Source organism: Pseudomonas sp. NY15181, from assembly GCF_048068055.1.
Taxonomy (GTDB): Bacteria; Pseudomonadota; Gammaproteobacteria; order Pseudomonadales; family Pseudomonadaceae; genus Pseudomonas.
In genome coordinates, this window is record NZ_JBLUPT010000007.1 from 159,389 (window position 1) to 177,318 (window position 17,930).

Consider the following 17,930-nt stretch of genomic DNA (forward strand, 5'->3'; position numbering starts at 1 on the left):
TATGCCCCGGGGGCGGCATGCCGTCATCGGCATACCGTTCTTCTGGCTGTTCCTGTTCTTCCTGCTGCCTTTCGCCATTGTGCTGAAGATCAGCCTGGCGGCAGCCGATGTGGCGATTCCGCCGTACACCGAGGTGTTCCAGTACGCCGACCAGACGTTGCAGGTGGTGATGAACCTCGGCAACTACCTGATGCTGACGGGCGACCCGCTGTACATCGACGCCTACCTCGGCTCGCTGAAGATGGCGGCGATCAGCACCTTCGTCTGCCTGCTGATCGGCTACCCGATGGCCTACGCCATCGCCCGCGCCAGCAAGGAAATGCAGACCGTCCTGCTGCTGCTGATCATGATGCCGACCTGGACGGCGATCCTGATCCGCGTGTACGCCTGGATGGGCATCCTGTCCAACAACGGCCTGCTCAACGGCTTCCTGATGTGGCTGGGTGTGATCAACGAGCCGCTGACGATCCTCAACACCAACTTCGCGGTGTACATCGGTATCGTCTACTCGTACCTGCCGTTCATGGTCATGCCGCTCTACGCCAACCTGGTGAAGCACGACATGAGCCTGCTGGAAGCCGCGTCCGACCTGGGCGCGCGCAACTTCACCAGTTTCTGGAAGATCACCGTGCCGCTGTCCAAGAACGGCATCATCGCCGGCTGCATGCTGGTGTTCATCCCGGCGGTGGGCGAGTTCGTGATCCCGGAACTGCTCGGCGGCCCCGAGACGCTGATGATCGGTAAGGTGCTGTGGCAGGAATTCTTCAACAACCGTGACTGGCCGGTGGCTTCCGCCCTCGCCGTGGTGATGCTGGCGATCCTGATCGTGCCCATCATCCTGTTCAACAAGAACCAGGCGAAAGAGCTGGAGGGCAAGGTATGAACAAGCGTTGGTCGTTCTCCAACATCATGCTGGTGTTGGGCCTGCTCTTCATCTACGTGCCGATGATCATCCTGGTCATCTACTCCTTCAACGGCTCCAAGCTGGTGACCGTGTGGGGTGGCTGGTCGGTCAAGTGGTACGTCGGCCTGCTCGACAACCAGCAACTGATCGGTTCGGTGTTCCGCTCCCTGGAGATCGCCGTCTACACCGCGTTCTCCTCCGTGGCGCTGGGTACCCTGGCCGCCTTCGTGCTGACCCGCATCCCGCGCTTCCGTGGCCGTACGCTGTTCGGCGGCATGGTCACCGCGCCGCTGGTCATGCCCGAGGTGATCACCGGTCTGTCGCTGTTGCTGCTGTTCGTGGCCATGGCCCAGCTGATCGGCTGGCCGCAGGAGCGCGGCATCGTGACCATCTGGATCGCCCACACCAGCTTCTGCTCGTCCTACGTGGCGGTAGTGGTGTCGGCGCGCCTGCGTGAGCTGGACCTGTCCATTGAAGAAGCGGCCATGGACCTGGGCGCCAAGCCCTGGAAAGTGTTCCTGCTGATCACCATCCCGATGATCGCGCCGTCGCTGGCGGCGGGCGGCATGATGTCCTTCGCCCTGTCGCTGGACGACCTGGTACTGGCCAGCTTCGTGTCCGGTCCAGGCTCCACCACCCTGCCGATGGAAGTGTTCTCCGCCGTGCGCCTGGGTGTGAAGCCGGAGATCAACGCCGTTGCCAGCCTGATCCTGCTCACCGTTTCGCTGTTCACCTTCTTCGCCTGGTACTTCACCCGTCAGGCAGAGGAACGTCGCAAGCGCGCGATCCAGGAAGCCATGGAGTCCAACGCGACCGACTGGCAGCAAAAAGTTTCGACAGCCACCGCCTGACACCGTCTTGTCGGCCGGTAGTATCCGGCGATTGTCGAACCACGGGCCACCTTCGGGTGGCCCGTGTCTTTTGTGCCCACGTTATTCCGAAGTGTCTGGATTTCCTGGGTTTATCGGAAAAATCTGTAAGTACAACGCTCTACTCCCGCGAATTGGCCAACTAGTATTTAACTCGTTCGGTGGCGTCTTCCGGCCTCCCCCCCGAACCAGGGCCGGGAGCGTCAACGGCAACTTCCTGTGAAACCCTTGGCATACGTGCGGGAGACGGCGCCCAATACAACACCCCGAGTGTTATCCCTAGGGGAAATAACGCGCCAGGGAGCTTCGGCATCTCCCGCAGCACTCTCTTTCAAGCTCCAAAACAAAACCCCGCTAACGCGGGGTTTTGTTTTGGGCGGTGGTTCAGCGTTTCGCCGGTACCAGCCTGAGCAGGCCCTGGGTGTTGGCCTTCACCTCGGACTCCTCATAGTGCTGGGGCAGGTACTGGCCTTCGATGTAGGCCTGCGCCTGATCGTCGTAGTGCTTGTCGAAGGGCACGCCGCTCTGTCCGACCGGGTTGATGCCCAGGCTGTGGGCGGGATCGGCGAAGTCGATCAGACGGCGGGTCGACGGGCCATACACCACCTGCCAGGGCGCCGGGCCGACGCGGTGCGACAGATTGTTCGGCGTTTCGTGTCCACCGGGGGCGGCGAAGGGGCCGACGTTGAAGATGCGGTCCAGCGGCTTCTGCTGCCCCAGTGGGTGGCCGTGGGTGAGGGTGTGCGCCTTGCCCCAACGCCACTGTGCCGAATCCTGGCCCAGCGTCGCGCGAAGGTGGTCCAGGCTGGCCTGCCAGGCAGCCTTGACGATATCGGCGCGGGTTTCCTTCTGCTCGGTCTTGCGGTTGTCCCACCAGGGCGAGCTGTCGTCAGCGACCAGGCGCGGCAGGGCGACGTCCAGTACGCGGGTCGACAGCAGGTTGTCGAAGAAGGCATCGCCCATCTCGTCGCGCATCGCTCCATCGGCGATCTGATACAGCAGCTGGTTGAACAGGGTGGCGGTGACCGAGTCGACCGGGTGATCGCCCTGCCAGGCCGCCAGTTGCTCGACCAGCGCCTTCTCCTCGGCCGTCGAAACCGCCTCCCGCAGCAGCGGCAGCAGCGGCTTGAGGACGCGCGGCCCGTAACCGGTGGCGGTGTCCAGTTGCAGCGCCTGGCTGTTCTCCAGGTCCCACTTCACCGAGGCGTCGGCCAGGCGCTCGTTCAGGCGCTGGCCGCGATCGGGCAGGTTGTAGTAGCCGGGAATCGGCCGGCCATTGGCCGGAACCGGCTGGAAGTTGGCGGACACGATGTAGCCGCGCGCCGGGTTCTCTTCCTGCGGGTTTTCGCTGAAGGGGTAGAAGCCGTTCTTGTCGGCCTGGCCGGTGCTGCCGTCGAGCAGGAAATAGGGCACCACCCCGTCCGGGCGCACCGGCAGTTGCGCCGAGGCCCACCAGCCGATGTCGCCGCGGGCGTTGGCCCAGATCACGTTGAGGCCCGGCGAGTGGATTTTCGAGGCCGCGGCGCGAGCCTTGTCCAGGGTGTCGGCCCGGTCGAGCTGGTAGAAGGCGTCGAGGATCGGGTTCTGGGTTTCCAGGAAGGCCCACCACATGGCGATCGGCGTCTTGCCGGCGGCCGTGCCGAGCGCGTCGTTGACCAGCGGGCCGTGGGGCGAGCTGCGCAGGGTGATCTTCACCGGCGCCTGGCCCTTGACCGCGATGTTCTGCTCCTGGCTTTTCAGATCGACCCAGCGGCCCTGGTACCAGACCTGGTTGGGGTTGTCCGGATTGACCTTCTCGGCAATGAGATCAACGTCGTCGTTCTGGAACATGGTCAGGCTCCAGCCGAACTGCTCGTTGTGCCCGAGCGAGGCGAACGGATTGAGCGCCTGGTAGTGCCCGTAGAGTTCGAAGCCGGGGGCGCTGGTCTGCATCTCGTACCACACCGCCGGCACGGCGAAGCGGATGTGCGGGTCGCCCGCCAGCAGCGGCTTGCCGCTCTTGGTGCGGCTGCCGGAGACGGCCCAGGCGTTGCTGCCCTCGAACTGCGGCAGGCCGGCTTCCTCCAGCGCCGCGTGGCTGATCCGCGCGATGGTGTTGAGGTCCTGCCAGTCGGCGGCGGCCAGCGGGCTTGGCTTGAGCACGCCGTCCGGGTGCCAGGCCAGGTCGAAGACTTTCAGGTAGTCCGCCCCCAACTGGTCGCGCACATAGGTGAGCACCGGCTCGGTGCGGAAGGCGGCGGCGAAACTGTAGGCCATGTAGCCGGCGACGCTGACGGTGTCTTCGGGGGTGAACGGCCGCTTGGGAATGCCGAGGATGTCGAATTCCAGCGGACGCGGGTGGCTGTCCTGGAACTGATTGACGCCATCGAGGTAGGCCGCCAGCGCCTTCCAGGCCGGGGAGTTCTTGTCCTGGCGCGCCACGTAGTCGGCGGCCTTGTCGCGGATGCGCAGACTGCGGAACATGCGGTCGGTGTCCACCAGCTTGGGCCCCAGCACCTCGGCCAGCTCGCCGCGCGACAGGCGCCGCAGCATCTCCATCTGGAACAGGCGGTCCTGGGCGTGGACGTAGCCGATCGCCCGGTACAGGTCTTCTTCGCTACCGGCCTTGATGTGCGGCACGCCGCGCTCGTCGTAGCGAACCGTGACCTCGCTGTGCAGGCCGGCCAGGGGCAACTGTCCGTCGCGGACCGGCTGCTTGCCATGCAGGTACCAGCCGGCACCCGCCGCGGCGGCGGCCACGACGACGGCGAGGACAGTCAAAGTGCGTTTCATGCGGCAACTCCTTGTTGTTATCCGGGGATTCTGCAAAGGAAGGCCGTTGCCGTTCATTGACCGAATGTCTCGGTGTTGGAATTCTTTGGTCAAACTTCTTTGATCAAACAGCGAGACACCATGTCTGCCCCCGAGCTGAATTTCCCGGCCAGCCCCGCGCTGACCCAGTCCGCCACGCTGCGCCGCCTGTTGTACGAGTCGCTCGCCGACCTGGATTTCGACCCGACCGACATCTATCGCCAGGCCTTGCAGAAAGTCCGCCTGCCGGCGCCGGCCCAGAGCGGCCGCCTGGTACATGACGATGCGCCGCTGTTCTGGAGCACACTTGACGAAATCACCGGCGACCGCGACATCGGCCTGCACCTGGGCGAGGTGATGAAGCCGCGCCTGCTGGACGTGGTCGGCTACCTGCTGATGGCCAGCGCCGACCTGCGCGAGGCCCTGGTGAGCTTCCTGCGCTTCCAGCACATCCTCTCCGGGGGCTTCGCCGCGCAGATGCAGGAGGAAGGCGAGCAGGTGCGGCTGATCCTCGACCTCAACTACCTGGGCGTGCCGAGCCTGCGCCAGCAGATGGAGTGCCTGATGCTGCTGTTCCTCAAGTTGCTGGCACTGATCACCGACGACGAATTCCGCGTCCAGGCCATCGAGTTCCGGCACACCGCGCCGCGTCGCCTGATCGAGCATCGGCGGCTGTACGGACTCATTCCACGATTCGGCCAGCCTCACGATGCCGTGCTGTTCGATCGCGCGCTGCTGTCGCGCCCCTCACGCACGGCCAACCCGGACCTGCACCGCGTACTCAGTGCGCACGCCCGCGAGCAGTTGGGGACGTTCGATGAGAATGACCTGCTCAACCGTCTGCGCTATCTGATCGGCGTGCGGCTGGGGGCAGGGGAATGCTCGCTGCGCAGCTGCGCGGGGGAGTTGGGCGTACGCCCGGGGCTGCTGCAGCGCAGTCTGGCGGCCAGGGCGCAGACCTTCCGGGACGTGCGGGAAGAGGTTCGACGGCAGCGTGCCGCCGAGATGCTGGATCAGGGGATAGCGATACGCGAGGTGGCGCGTGCTTGCGGTTTCGCCGAGCTGTCGCCGTTCTACCGGGCATTCCGGCGCTGGTACTCGGCGCCGCCGGAGCGCTACCGGCAGTGGCTGCGCGAGGGCGGTGCCGAGTCCTGAGCGCGATCAGTCGGCCAGCGGAATCTCGCGGGTCACTTCGAGCAGGGCCATGGCGTCGAGTTGGTCCTCGATCTGCAGGAAGCGCAGGGCGCGGGTGGGCGACACTTCCTTGGCGATACGCTTGACGTACTTCTCCTTCAGGTCCTGCTTGTCGTCCTGCAGGTCCAGCACCTGCTTCTGCAGCTTGGTGGCGTCGTCGTTGCTGACCGAGCCAGTGTTATAGCTGCCGGCGTAGTCGATGATGATCGCCAGCGTCTTCTTGCTCAGCTTGTCGGCCTCGGTGCGGTAGCTGTTGTAGATCGGCCAGAACTTCTCGCCTTCCTGCGGGGTGAGCTTCATGTTGGCTTCGACGATGCGCTTGCGCTTGTAGTCGATGTCAGCGAGGCGGTTGTTGATGGCCTCCTTGTGCTGGGCCATGACCTGGCTGCTGCTGGGGGTGTCGTCCGCGTGAGCGGCCAGCGGCAGGGCAAGAACAGCACAGAAGGCGAGGGCGGAATGAAGACGCATGTGAACTCCTTGGTAGCAAATGGCCCTTCATGGGCCAGCGCTGCAAGTGTAGCCAGGGTTCGGCGATAGTTTCTGGTGTTGTGTCACTACTTCGAGGCGCTGCTCCACGGGCAATAGCAGCCGACCGCCAGGGTGTGGGTCGCTTGTACGCGCCGGCCCTGCACCAGCGCATCGAGGATCGGTTCGATGAAGCTGTTGCTGGACGTGCACACCGCGCCTTCGCTGTAGGGGCCGACGTAGGCGAGATTGCCCTGGGCATCCCAGATCGCCACGGCCGGCGTGGCCGGCAGTTGTTCGGCGCCGGGCAGGGCGGGCAGTGTGCGCATGGATTTCAGCGTGTCGGGCAGTTGCCCGTGGCTACCGGCCTTCTGCACGGCATAGAAGTCCACACCTTGCGATGCGAAGCGTGCGATCAGCTCGGCGAGGTGCTGCTGGTTGCCGACATTGCACGGGCAGGCCGGGTCCCAGAAATGCACCAGGCGGATGTGCCCGGGGCCGGCCAGCTGGGCCGGGAGCATCAGGTGGTCGCCGGAGAACAGCTGTGGCTGGTGGCTGAACGGACGGATGTAGCGCTTCTCGTACCACGCGTAGGTGCTGAGCAGGCCGGCGAGGCAGAGGGCGGCGATCAGCCAGCCGATGAGCGTTTTGCGGCGGGTGGACATGGCATCTCTCGCAGACGACGGCCAGTAAATGGCCGCCAAGCTTGCCATGAGGACGGCCGCGGCTGAATATCCCTGCAGCGCACCGATCTCTCCTTTCATCCCCTGCCGATAAGCGAATCGCCCATGTCTGAAGCCTTCCAGCCCGATCTGCTGCGTCCGCTCCTGCGACCACTGACCGCAGCGACGACGGAGGGCGGCATCGCCCTGTACCAGCGTTTCTACGGGCTCGACCTGGCCGGGCGCTACCCTGGCCTGCACAGCCGTCTGGGCACATTCGAGGCAGGCGGTTATCGCATCGCCGCGCAGCTCTGGCGACCGGCGCAGGCGCGCGGCACCCTGTTGCTGATGCACGGTTACTACGACCACATGGGCCTGTACCGCCATGTGATCGACTGGGCGGTGGGCATGGGCTTCGCGGTGCTGGCCTGCGACCTGCCGGGGCACGGCCTGTCGGAAGGCAAGGCGGCGAGCATCGGCGACTTCGCCGAGTACCAGACGGTGCTGGCCGGCCTGTTCGGCCAGGCCCTGGCGCTGGACCTGCCGCAGCCCTGGCATCTGTGCGGGCAGAGTACCGGTGGGGGAATCCTGCTGGACTACCTGCTGAACGGCGAGATGCGGCCGGAGCTGGGACGCACCATCCTTCTGGCGCCGCTGGTCCGTCCGCGCGCCTGGGGCTGGTCGAAGTTGAGCTACCAGGTGCTGCGGCCCTTCGTGGATTCGATTCCGCGACGCTTCACCGAAAACTCCACCGACCCGGAGTTCCTGGCCTTCCTGCGGGATCGCGACCCCTTGCAGCCGCGCACTCTGCCGACCGCCTGGGTGGGCGCGTTGGCGCGTTGGATTCCACGCATCGAGGCCGCCTCGCCGGGCGCGCAAAGCCTGCTGGTGGTGCAGGGCGACGCCGATGAGACGGTGGACTGGCGGTACAACCTGAGGGTGCTGGAGGACAAGTTCGAGAAGATCGAGTGCCTGCTGCTGACCGGCGCGCGACACCATCTGGCGAACGAGAGCGAGGCCTTGCGCCAGCGCTACTTCGAATTTCTCAGCGAGAGATTGGCATAAGAGGGAGAGTCTGGACGAGTGGGGGTGTGTCCTTCACTCCTTGCGCCATCTTCCTCAGGCGCCACCCCCGCTACGACGAGCGTGATTCTAAGAGGACCGTTCCTCGGAGTGGTCTGCAAGCGCTGTAGGTAAAGTCCGATCACTGACCGTCGGATGACACGGACAACCCGGCACGCAGGGCGGCCAGGGCGGCGCGATAGTAGTCGCGCCCGGCCGGGGACTCGCTGAAGGCGGTGAACTGGCCCAGTTCGGCATCGTCCAGCCCGCGATAGACGTAGAGCAGGGTGTTATCCAGGTCGGCGCCGATCTGCCCCATCAGCTTCTGCCGCTGGCCTTCGAGCATGCCCTGCGCCTGTCCGCCGCCGAGCAGGCCGGGGAGCATCTGGCTGAGGCTGTCGGCGGCGACGCTGGCCAGTGCCAGGCTGACCTCGGCGCCGGCTTCGCGGGCCGGCAGCACCTTGCCCAGGCGCTGCACCAGTTGGTGCCGGGCCTCGCTGGCCTGTTGGCGCGGCAGGCCGTTGGCGTACTTGAGCAACTGGTCGCTGCGGGTGGCGAAGGTCTCGGCGGTGGCGACCTTGTGGCCCAGGGGGGATTCGAAGAAGGTCAGTGCCGATGTGCTGTCCGGCAGGTTCTGGCGCAGGCTGGAGAGGGCGCGCTGGTCGATGTCGGCGGCGGCGAAGCGGCGGTTGCTGTTGTCCACCAGGGCCTGGTAGAGCGCCGGCGGCAGGTTGCCCTGGTAGCGCTTCTGCGCGGCGTGCAGGGCGTCATTGAAGTGTGCGCGCTGCTCGGGCCAACCGGCGGCCTGGTAGAGGCGCTGGTAATTGTCAGCCAGGGCGGGCATGCCCAGTACCAGAAGAGTGAGGGCCAGCAGTACGCGCATTGCAACTCCTTGTGGGCGGCAGGGTTCGCTCGCCGGGGGCTATTGTCGGCAAGGCTTGCCCCGCTTGTCGAGCCACTGGCGTCGGACGTTACAATGCGTCATGGATTTCGACGCCGATTCTCCCCTCCTGCACAGCATCGTTGACGACCTCGCCGACAAGGGCTGGTCGCAGCAGGATGCCTTCCTTCCCGATGCCCTGATCGCCCGATTGGCGACGGAGTGCCGTGCCCGCGATGCGGCCGGCAAGCTGGCCGCCGCGGCCATTGGTCGGGGGGACGGACAGACGGTGCGCGAAGGCATCCGCGGCGACCGCATCCAGTGGATCGAGCCCGGCCAGTCCGAGGCCTGCGACCTCTACCTGGGCGCGCTGGACGCGCTGCGCCGGCTGATCAACCGCTCGCTGTACCTGGGCCTGGAAGACTTCGAGGGGCACTTCGCTCTCTATCCGCCGGGCGCGTTCTACCAGAAGCACCTGGACCGCTTCCGCGACGACGACCGCCGCACCCTCTCGGCGGTGTTCTACCTCAATCCCGACTGGCGGGAGGAGCAGGGCGGCGCGCTGCGGATGTACCTGCCCGACGAGCGGACACTGGACCTGGCTCCGATCGGCGGACGGCTGGTGGTGTTCCTCTCCGGCGAGTTCCCCCACGAGGTGCTGCCGGCCAGCGACGAGCGGCTGTCGCTGACCGGCTGGTTCCGCCGGCGCGGTGACTCATCCTTCTGAGCCGCCCGGCTCAGTGCCCCCAGACCTTGATGGTCCCGCTGATGTCCTGGATGTCGCGGATCTCCAGCGTGCCCAGGCGTCCGGCGCCGACATAGAGGTCGCCGATCACCCGCATGCGGATGGTCTGCGCCGGCAGGCCGCTGGCATTGAGCTGCTGGTTGATGGTGGTGAGGTCCGGCAGCGTCAGGGCGAGCTGCTGCTTGCCGCTGGCATTCTGCACCACGTCCACCTGCAGGGTCGGTAGCTCAATGCCGAAGATCGGCAGGCTCAGCCCCAGTTGCGCGGCGCCGTACGGCAGGCTGCCACCGCGGCCATTGGGGCAGTCCCCGGCTTTCACGCAGCCGTTGTCGATGGAGACATTGCGCAAGGAGACGCTGCCACCGTCATCGTTCCAGGCGGCGCTGCCGATGTGCGCCAGCACGTCGGCGCGGATGCTGATGCCGTCCTGTCCGGTGACCGCGCCGAGGCTCTCGTTGTCGAGCGCTTCGAGGGCAGCCTGGCTGACCGACAGGTGGAGCAGCGCCGCGGCGGCTGCGGACAGGGTGAACAGGCGGGACATGCTGAAGGCTCCGAGGGGAATGGCCGGTGCGCCAGTCTGGTCAGGCGCCGCCCGGGCGGCCAGTGCCGGACGGCGAATCCCGCCAAAGGTTGTGCCCGGTCAGCGCGCCGACGGTCGGTAGAGGACTGCGCGCCCAGACTTTCGGCAGGCTCGAAATCATCGGAAACGGATCGCCGATGAATGTCTTGTTACCCCGCGTGACCCGTCGGGGCCTTGCGGCTAGTCTGTGGCATTCGAATCGGAGTGCTTGGCCCATGCAGAAGGTTCTCGTCAGCCGTTGCCTGCTCGGACACCGCGTTCGCTACGACGGCGGTGCCCACGGCCCGTTCGACCTGCTGGCGCGCTGGCTGGCCCAGGGGCGCGTGGTGGCGCTATGTCCGGAAGTGGCCGGTGGCCTGCCGACGCCCCGCGCGCCGGCGGAGATTCCCGGTGGCCAGGGCATGGCGGTGCTGGAGCGCGCCCGCCCGGTGGTCACCGTGGACGGCGAGGACGTCAGCCAGGCCTTCCTGGCGGGCGCCGACGCGGCGGTGAAGCTGGTGCGGCATCACGATATCCGCCTGGCCATATTGAAGGCGCGCAGCCCGTCCTGTGGTCACCGCGAGAACTACGACGGCAGCTTCAGCGGCCGCAAGGTCGCCGGCGAGGGCGTCACCGCCGCCGCGCTCAAGCGCATGGGCGTTCTGGTGTTCAGTGAGGAAGAGCTGGATGCCGCCGCGGTCTGCCTGGCCGGGCTGGAAGCCGGAGGCTAGAGCGCTCGAGGACATTTGAAGACGCACTCTTTTTCTTGAGCCTGTGGGGGAGCCGCCTATGCTTGTGGGTTCCATGCGGGTGAACGGCCGATTCTGAAGGCTCGTTCCCCGAATCCCGTGAAGAAGGAGAATCCCATGAGAACCATGCTGCCTTGCCTCGGTCTCGCTGCGCTGCTCGCCGCGTCTTCCGCGATCGCCGCCGACATGCCGCGCACCCCGGCCCCGGAAGGCGCCAAGGTGTACTTCATCGAGCCGGCCGACGGTGCCACGGTGGACAAGACCTTCACCGTCAAATTCGGCCTCAAGGGCATGGGTGTCGCGCCGGCGGGCGTGGACTCGCCAGCCACCGGCCACCACCACCTGCTGATCGACCTCAAGGAACAGCCGGCGATGAATATGCCGCTGCCGATGACCGACCAGATCAAACACTTCGGCAAGGGCCAGACCGAGACCCAGGTGACCCTGCCGCCGGGCAAGCACACCCTGCAACTGCTGGTGGGCGACAAGAACCACGTGCCGTTCGACCCGCCGGTGGAGTCGCAGCAGATCACCGTCAACGTGAAGTGATGGCTGGGCTTGGGAGCGGGGGCCTGCCCTTACCCTAACCCTCTCCCGGAGGGAGAGGGGATTGTCCTGAACTCGCTGACAGCCTGGTGCTTGCCGGCTAGCGCGAGTATCCATTCAGAACACTGAACGGCGCCCTCTCCCTCTGGGAGAGGGCTGGGGTGAGGGGCTCTGGCCCAGCACTGAATTCCCAGAGAGCAGAAACGAAAAAAGGAGGCCCAGGGGCCTCCTTTTTCCTTACCACCGAGCAGCGTTTAGAACAGAACGCGGCTGCGGATGGTGCCGTTCACGTGCTGCAACTTCTCCAGCGCCAGGTCCGAGTACTCGGCGTCGACGTCGATCACCACGTAGCCGACCTTGTCGTTGGTCTGCAGGTACTGGCCGGAGATGTTGATGCCGTTGTCGGCGAACACCTTGTTGATCTCGCTCATCACGCCCGGAACGTTGGCATGGATGTGCAGCAGGCGGTGCTTGCCCGGGTGCGACGGCAAGGCCACTTCCGGGAAGTTGACCGAGGACACGGAGGTGCCGTTGTCGCTGTATTTGACCAGCTTCTCGGCCACTTCCAGGCCGATGTTGGCCTGGGCTTCGGCGGTGGAGCCGCCGATGTGCGGGGTCAGGATCACGCGGTCCAGGCCACGCAGCGGGCTTGCGAACTCTTCGTCGTTGGACTTGGGCTCGACCGGGAACACGTCGATGGCGGCGCCGATCAGGTGTTCGTCCTTGATCGCTTCGGCCAGGTGGTCCAGCTCGACCACGGTGCCGCGTGCGGCGTTGATCAGGATGCCGCCCTTCTTGATGGCGCGGATTTCCTTCTCGCCGATCATCCACTGGGTGGACGGCAGCTCCGGCACGTGCAGCGAAACGATGTCGGACATGCCGAGCAGTTCGTGCAGGTTGCCGATCTGCTGGGCGTTGCCCAGCGGCAGCTTGGTCACGGTGTCGTAGAAGAACACCTGCATGCCCAGGGCTTCGGCCAGGACCGACAGCTGGGTGCCGATGGAGCCGTAGCCGACGATGCCCAGCTTCTTGCCGCGGATCTCGAAGGAGTTGGCCGCCGACTTGATCCAGCCGCCACGGTGGCAGGAGGCGTTCTTCTCGGGGATGCCGCGCAGCAGCAGGATGGCCTCGGCCAGCACCAGCTCGGCCACCGAACGGGTGTTGGAGTAGGGCGCGTTGAACACCGCGATGCCCCGCTCGCGGGCGGCATCCAGGTTGACCTGGTTGGTGCCGATGCAGAAACAGCCGACGGCGATCAGCTTCTTCGCGGCATCGAAGACTTCTTCGGTGAGCTGGGTGCGGGAGCGGATACCGATGAAGTGCACATCGGCGATCTTTTCCTTCAGTTCCTCGCCGGACAGCGCGCCCTTGAGGTACTCGATGTTGGAGTAGCCGGCGGCCTTGAGGGTGTCGACGGCATTCTGGTGCACGCCTTCAAGGAGAAGGAATTTGATCTTGCTCTTGTCGAGAGAAGTCTTGCTCATCTGCTTTGAACCTGTAGTCCCGGGATGTGGCGAGAAAATGAACAGCTCAGGCCGAACCGGCCGATACCACACTTGGCGCCAAGTGGCGATCTGCGTGGGGTGCGTATGCTAGCATGTTCTCCCTTTTCCTTGCCCGGTTACGACCTGAGCTGTTCTCAGGACGACCATGAATCCTTTGAGAGTTCCTCCCATGACCCGCGAAGCCCTGATCGAATCGCTCAAGCCCCTGCTGGAGCCCGGCAAGCTGCTGACTGACGCCGATTCCCTCGAGACCTACGGCAAGGACTGGACCAAGCATTTCGCCCCGGCGCCGCTGGCCATCGCCTTCCCCAAGAGCACCGAGCAGGTCCAGGCCATCGTTCGCTGGGCCAATGAGCACAAGGTCGCACTGGTCCCCTCGGGCGGCCGTACCGGGCTCTCCGCCGCCGCCGTCGCCGCCAATGGCGAAGTGGTCGTAGCCTTCGACTACATGAACAAGATCGTCGAGTTCAACGAATTCGACCGCACCGCTGTCTGCCAGCCGGGCGTGATTACCAAGCAACTGCAGACCTTCGCCGAAGAGCATGGCCTCTATTACCCGGTGGACTTCGCCTCGTCGGGTTCCAGCCAGATCGGCGGCAACATCGGCACCAACGCCGGTGGCATCAAGGTCATTCGCTATGGCATGACCCGCAACTGGGTGGCCGGCATGAAAGTGGTTACTGGCAAGGGTGATCTGCTGGAGCTGAACAAGGACCTGATCAAGAACGCCACCGGTTACGACCTGCGCCAGCTGTTCATCGGCGCCGAGGGTACCCTGGGCTTCGTGGTCGAGGCGACCATGCGCCTGGAGCGCCAGCCGAAGAACCTCACTGCGATGGTCCTGGGCACCCCGGACTTCGACTCGATCATGCCGGTGCTGCACGCTTTCCAGAGCAAGCTGGACCTGACCGCCTTCGAATTCTTCTCCGACAAGGCCCTGGCCAAGATCATGGCCCGAGGCGACGTGCCGGCGGCCTTCGAGACCGACTGCCCGTTCTACGCCCTGCTGGAGTTCGAGGCGACCACCGAAGAAGTGGCCAACGAGGCGCTGGCGACTTTCGAACATTGTGTAGAGCAGGGCTGGGTGCTGGACGGCGTGATGAGCCAGAGCGAGCAGCAGTTGCAGAACCTGTGGAAGCTGCGCGAGTACATCTCCGAGACCATCTCGCACTGGACCCCGTACAAGAACGACATCTCGGTGACCGTTAGCAAGGTCCCGGCCTTCCTGAAGGACATCGATGCCATCGTCGAAGCCAACTACCCCGACTTCGAAGTCGTGTGGTTCGGCCACATTGGCGACGGCAACCTGCACCTGAATATCCTCAAGCCCGAGAACCTGACCAAGGACGAGTTCTTCGGCAAGTGCGCCACCGTCAACAAGTGGGTGTTCGAGACCGTGCAGAAGTACAACGGCTCGATCTCCGCCGAGCACGGCGTGGGCATGACCAAGCGCGATTACCTGGGGTACTCTCGCTCCGAGGCTGAAATCGGCTACATGAAGGCGGTCAAGGCGGTGTTCGACCCGAACGGGATCATGAACCCCGGGAAGATCTTCGCCGAGTAAGTCGTTTTATCCAGAAGGGCCGGCTCTTTGGATAGAGGGGCCGGCCCTTCGCACGTTTGCGCCACTGGGCGCGGAGTGTCGCGAGGGAGCACGAGCTCCAGGCGCGCCCCTTCCATCCACCCGTTCAGGAGTCGGTCATGAGTTACCAGCATCAGTATGTCGACGGCACCCCGATCCATTTCACCCTGGGCAAGGTGGTGTGTGTCGGCCGCAATTACGCGGAGCATGCCAAGGAGCTGAACAACCCGGTGCCGACCGAGCCGCTGCTGTTCATCAAGCCTGGTTCCTGCACCGTGTCGCCGGCCGGCGGCTTCGCCATTCCCGCGGACCGTGGCGCGGTGCACTTCGAAGCCGAGATCGCCGTGCTGATCGGCAAGCCGCTGTCGCGCAAGCCCAGCACCGAGGAAGTGCTGGATGCCATCTCCGGCTACGCGCCGGCGCTGGACCTGACCCTGCGCGACGTGCAGGCCAAGCTGAAGGAAAAGGGTCTGCCGTGGGAGCTGGCCAAGTCGTTCGACGGCGCCTTCGTGCTCGCGCCCTTCGTCAGCGCCGACCACTTCCCGGACCCGACCGACATCGGCATCCGCCTCACCATCGACGGCGAAGTCCGCCAGGACGGCAACAGTCGCGACATGCTCAACCCCATCGTGCCGCTGATCCAGCACATCTGCGGGCACTTCTCGCTGCAGCCGGGCGACGTGGTGTCCACCGGCACGCCGGTCGGCGTCGGGCCGCTGTCCAGCGGCAATGCGCTGGTGCTGGAACTTCCCGGCGCCAGCCGATTCGAAAGCCGCGTGCTTTAACCATTGTTCCGCCGAAGGCCGCCGTTTGTGCGGCCTTCGTCTGTTGCGGGATGCCTGTTCCGCCTACCAACAAGAGTCGCCATGGCCATTTCCGTTCTTCGCTCGCGCTGGCTGCTGCTGGCACTGCTGCTGCTCCTGATCGTGCTCACCGTGCTGACCGTCCGCTTCCACTGGGACGACCGCGCCCGTCTCTGGCTGCGTGAGCAGGATGCCAGCGCGCAGGAGCGCGCCGAGAGCGTCTGGTTGCCCAGTTACCGCGCCGAGATCCAGGCCAAGCAGTTGACTGGCGGCCTCGAAGGCCAGGAGGCCTCCGACCTGGCCTATAACCCGGTGACCCGCACCCTGTTCACCGTGACCGGCAAGAAGCCGCTGCTCGCCGAGCTGTCGCTTTCCGGCGACGTGCTGCGGGTGATCCCCCTGCTGGGTATGTCCAACCCCGAGGGCGTGGCGGTGCTGGAGAACGGCAATATCGCCGTGACCGACGAGCGCAGGAATTCGCTGACCATCTTCCATGTCGACCCGCAGACCCGTGAGTTGAGCACCGAGAAGCTGTCCAGCTTCGACCTGGGGCCGCGCGGGAAGAAGAACAAGGGCATCGAAGGCATCGCCTGGGACCCGCGCCAGCATCGGCTGATCCTGGGGCAGGAGCGTGATCCGCTGGCGCTGTTCAGCCTGGCCAGCGACGGTGGTCCGAGCGTGAGTGGCACCCTGCAGCCGCTGGCCGGCGATCTGCTGATGACCAACGTCTCGGCGCTGAGCATCGACCCGCGCACCGGGCACACCCTGGTGCTGTCGGCGGAGTCGCACCTGTTGCTGGAACTGGACAACAAGGGCGAGCCGGTGAGCTTCATCAGCTTGCTCGGCGGCCTCAATGGTCTGCACGACCGGATTCCGCGCGCCGAGGGCGTGGCCATCGACGAGCAGGGCACTATCTACATGGTCAGCGAGCCTGACCTGTTCTACGTGTTCAAGCGCGAAGCGGAGCCGGCCAAGGCTGATTGATCTGGCCGGGAGAGGGGTGTTTCGGGGCGCTTAAGCTTGGGTTAAGTCCGGATTCAGGCTGGTTTCAGCCACCGGCAATAAGCTGGCCCCATCGAAAACGCCCAGGAGGCCAATCCGTGAAACTCCGTCATCTCCCCCTGATCGCTGCCGCTGGCCTGTTCTCCACCCTGACCCTGGCCGCCGGCTACACCGGCCCGGGCAGCGAGGCCGCCAAGCCGGCCGCTGCCACCCAGGTCACCACCGTCAAGCAGGCCCACTCCGCCGCCGACGACACCCCGGCCATGCTGGAAGGCACCATCACCAAGCGCATCGGTGGAGAGCACTACGAGTTCAAGGATGCCACCGGCACTATCCAGGCCGAGATCGACCACGATGACTGGCCTGCAGGCGCCTCGGTTTCCGAGAACACCAAGGTACGCTTGACCGGTGAGGTCGATCATCACAAGCAGAAGGCCACCGATATCGACGTGGATCGCGTCGAAGTCCTGCAGTAATCCTGCCCCAACAAAAAAGCCGCGCCGGGAGTGATCCCGGCGCGGCTTTTTTGTGCTCTTCGTAGGAGCGAGCAAGCTCGCTCTTACAGGAAAAGCTTCAGCCGATGCTGTCGAAGCCCTGCAGCACGTTCACGGCGTTGATGCCGATCTCTTCCACCGCGTAGCCGCCTTCCATGACGAACAGGGTCGGCAGGCCGAGCTTGCCGATGGCTTCGCCCATGCGCAGGTAGTCCGGGCTGTCCAGCTTGAACTGGGAGATCGGGTCTTCCTTGAAGGTGTCCACACCCAGCGACACGATCAGCACGTCCGGCTTGTACGCCGAGATCTGCCGGATCGCCGCCTGCAGCGCCAGGCTCCACACCGACCAGTCGCTGCCCGAGGCCAGCGGGTAGTTGAAGTTGAAGCCTTCGCCCACGCCCTGGCCCTTCTCGTCGGCGTAGCCAAGGAAGTAGGGGTATTCGAAGCGCGGGTCGCCGTGGATCGAGGTGAACAGCACGTCGGCGCGGTCGTAGAAGATGTCCTGGGTGCCGTTGCCGTGGTGGTAGTCCACGTCGAGGATCGCCACGCGGTTGGCGCCTTGGTCGAGGATCGACTGGGCGGCGATGGCCGCGTTGTTGAAGAAGCAGTAGCCGCCCATGAAGTCGGCCGAGGCGTGGTGGCCCGGCGGACGGCAGAGCGAGAACACCGAGCGCGCGCCCTTGGCCAGTTCGGCCTGGCCGGTCATGGCGACGTTCACCGAGCTGAGCACTGCCTGCCAGGTGCCGGCGGTGATTGGCGCGCCGGCGTCGAAGGAGTAGTAGCCAAGGCGTCCGTCGATGCTGTCGGGCTCCTTCTGCCGCAGGCGCCGGGTGGGCCAGGCGATGGGCAGCATGTCGTGGGTCCGGCCGGTGGCCAGCCAGTCGCGCCAGGCATGTTGCAGGAAGCGCACGAAGCCTTCGTCGTGCACCCGCAGGATCGGCTCCAGCCCGAAGTCGCGCGGGGCATGGATGTCGCCGAGTTTCACCGCCTTGACCCGGTCCAGCACCATGTCGGCGCGGCTGGGCTTCTCGAAGCAGGGAGTGAACTGGCCGCCGATCAGCTCGTGCTGACCGTGGTGCAAGCGATGGTCGTCGGTGTAGATCGTCAACATCACGCGCT

At 65.3% G+C, this 17,930-nt stretch carries 18 protein-coding genes; 11 read left to right on the forward strand and 7 right to left on the reverse strand.

Going from position 1 to position 17,930, the window contains the following annotated elements:
* The first annotated feature begins 1 nt into the window (after position 1).
* On the forward strand, positions 2-883 hold the full coding sequence (locus ACNFBT_RS17605) for an ABC transporter permease subunit (protein WP_370601721.1): 882 nt from the start codon (positions 2-4) through the stop codon (positions 881-883).
* Complete coding sequence (locus ACNFBT_RS17610; RefSeq protein WP_416751463.1) at positions 880-1,755, forward strand: ABC transporter permease subunit; 876 nt, start codon at positions 880-882, stop codon at positions 1,753-1,755. The genes ACNFBT_RS17605 and ACNFBT_RS17610 overlap by 4 nt, the downstream gene beginning before the upstream one ends.
* 402 nt (positions 1,756-2,157) lie before the next feature.
* Here ACNFBT_RS17610 and ACNFBT_RS17615 read toward each other — a convergent pair whose 3' ends face one another.
* Complete coding sequence (locus ACNFBT_RS17615; RefSeq protein ID WP_416751465.1) at positions 2,158-4,545, reverse strand: penicillin acylase family protein; 2,388 nt, start codon at positions 4,543-4,545, stop codon at positions 2,158-2,160.
* Between the two features lie 120 nt (positions 4,546-4,665).
* Between ACNFBT_RS17615 and ACNFBT_RS17620 the strand changes: the two genes are divergently transcribed.
* Positions 4,666-5,718: an AraC family transcriptional regulator ligand-binding domain-containing protein gene (locus ACNFBT_RS17620; RefSeq protein WP_416751467.1), complete on the forward strand. Its 1,053-nt coding sequence runs from the start codon at positions 4,666-4,668 to the stop codon at positions 5,716-5,718.
* Positions 5,719-5,724: 6 nt separating this feature from the next.
* On the opposite strand, the gene ACNFBT_RS17625 is transcribed toward ACNFBT_RS17620, so the two are convergent.
* Both ACNFBT_RS17625 and ACNFBT_RS17630 read right to left on the reverse strand, forming a co-directional pair.
* On the reverse strand, positions 5,725-6,225 hold the full coding sequence (locus ACNFBT_RS17625; protein ID WP_416751469.1) for a transcriptional regulator: 501 nt from the start codon (positions 6,223-6,225) through the stop codon (positions 5,725-5,727).
* Positions 6,226-6,311: 86 nt separating this feature from the next.
* Complete coding sequence (locus ACNFBT_RS17630; protein ID WP_416751471.1) at positions 6,312-6,935, reverse strand: DUF6436 domain-containing protein; 624 nt, start codon at positions 6,933-6,935, stop codon at positions 6,312-6,314.
* 75 nt (positions 6,936-7,010) lie between these two features.
* Here ACNFBT_RS17630 and ACNFBT_RS17635 point away from each other — a divergent pair, with 75 nt between their 5' ends.
* Positions 7,011-7,949 carry an alpha/beta hydrolase gene (locus ACNFBT_RS17635; RefSeq protein ID WP_416751472.1) on the forward strand — a complete coding sequence of 313 codons (939 nt, stop codon included), beginning with the start codon at positions 7,011-7,013 and terminating at the stop codon, positions 7,947-7,949.
* Between the two features lie 139 nt (positions 7,950-8,088).
* Here the strand turns inward: ACNFBT_RS17635 and ACNFBT_RS17640 are convergent, their stop codons facing one another.
* Positions 8,089-8,829: a hypothetical protein gene (locus ACNFBT_RS17640; protein WP_416751474.1), complete on the reverse strand. Its 741-nt coding sequence runs from the start codon at positions 8,827-8,829 to the stop codon at positions 8,089-8,091.
* Positions 8,830-8,929: 100 nt separating this feature from the next.
* On the opposite strand from ACNFBT_RS17640, the gene ACNFBT_RS17645 reads away from it, so the two are divergent.
* Positions 8,930-9,553: a 2OG-Fe(II) oxygenase gene (locus ACNFBT_RS17645; protein ID WP_416751476.1), complete on the forward strand. Its 624-nt coding sequence runs from the start codon at positions 8,930-8,932 to the stop codon at positions 9,551-9,553.
* A 10-nt stretch (positions 9,554-9,563) separates the two neighbouring features.
* On the opposite strand, the gene ACNFBT_RS17650 is transcribed toward ACNFBT_RS17645, so the two are convergent.
* On the reverse strand, positions 9,564-10,112 hold the full coding sequence (locus tag ACNFBT_RS17650) for a DUF6160 family protein (RefSeq protein WP_416751478.1): 549 nt from the start codon (positions 10,110-10,112) through the stop codon (positions 9,564-9,566).
* 254 nt (positions 10,113-10,366) lie between these two features.
* On the opposite strand from ACNFBT_RS17650, the gene ACNFBT_RS17655 reads away from it, so the two are divergent.
* Both ACNFBT_RS17655 and ACNFBT_RS17660 read left to right on the forward strand, forming a co-directional pair.
* Positions 10,367-10,861, forward strand: a complete 495-nt coding sequence (locus tag ACNFBT_RS17655; protein ID WP_416751480.1) for a DUF523 domain-containing protein — start codon at positions 10,367-10,369, stop codon at positions 10,859-10,861.
* 135 nt (positions 10,862-10,996) lie between these two features.
* Complete coding sequence (locus ACNFBT_RS17660) at positions 10,997-11,428, forward strand: DUF4399 domain-containing protein (protein ID WP_416751481.1); 432 nt, start codon at positions 10,997-10,999, stop codon at positions 11,426-11,428.
* A 251-nt stretch (positions 11,429-11,679) separates the two neighbouring features.
* Here the strand turns inward: ACNFBT_RS17660 and serA are convergent, their stop codons facing one another.
* Positions 11,680-12,909: a phosphoglycerate dehydrogenase gene (serA, locus tag ACNFBT_RS17665; RefSeq protein ID WP_416751482.1), complete on the reverse strand. Its 1,230-nt coding sequence runs from the start codon at positions 12,907-12,909 to the stop codon at positions 11,680-11,682.
* 190 nt (positions 12,910-13,099) lie between these two features.
* Between serA and ACNFBT_RS17670 the strand changes: the two genes are divergently transcribed.
* From ACNFBT_RS17670 to ACNFBT_RS17685, 4 genes are all read left to right on the forward strand, one after another.
* Positions 13,100-14,494, forward strand: a complete 1,395-nt coding sequence (locus tag ACNFBT_RS17670; RefSeq protein ID WP_416751483.1) for an FAD-binding oxidoreductase — start codon at positions 13,100-13,102, stop codon at positions 14,492-14,494.
* Positions 14,495-14,631: 137 nt separating this feature from the next.
* On the forward strand, positions 14,632-15,297 hold the full coding sequence (locus ACNFBT_RS17675) for a fumarylacetoacetate hydrolase family protein (RefSeq protein WP_416751484.1): 666 nt from the start codon (positions 14,632-14,634) through the stop codon (positions 15,295-15,297).
* 81 nt (positions 15,298-15,378) lie between these two features.
* On the forward strand, positions 15,379-16,299 hold the full coding sequence (locus tag ACNFBT_RS17680) for an SdiA-regulated domain-containing protein (RefSeq protein WP_416751485.1): 921 nt from the start codon (positions 15,379-15,381) through the stop codon (positions 16,297-16,299).
* A 116-nt stretch (positions 16,300-16,415) separates the two neighbouring features.
* Positions 16,416-16,793 carry a NirD/YgiW/YdeI family stress tolerance protein gene (locus ACNFBT_RS17685; protein ID WP_416751487.1) on the forward strand — a complete coding sequence of 126 codons (378 nt, stop codon included), beginning with the start codon at positions 16,416-16,418 and terminating at the stop codon, positions 16,791-16,793.
* 97 nt (positions 16,794-16,890) lie between these two features.
* On the opposite strand, the gene ACNFBT_RS17690 is transcribed toward ACNFBT_RS17685, so the two are convergent.
* Positions 16,891-17,922, reverse strand: coding sequence for a histone deacetylase family protein (locus ACNFBT_RS17690; RefSeq protein WP_416751489.1), 1,032 nt, complete (start codon positions 17,920-17,922; stop codon positions 16,891-16,893).
* Between the last annotated feature and the right edge of the window lie 8 nt (positions 17,923-17,930).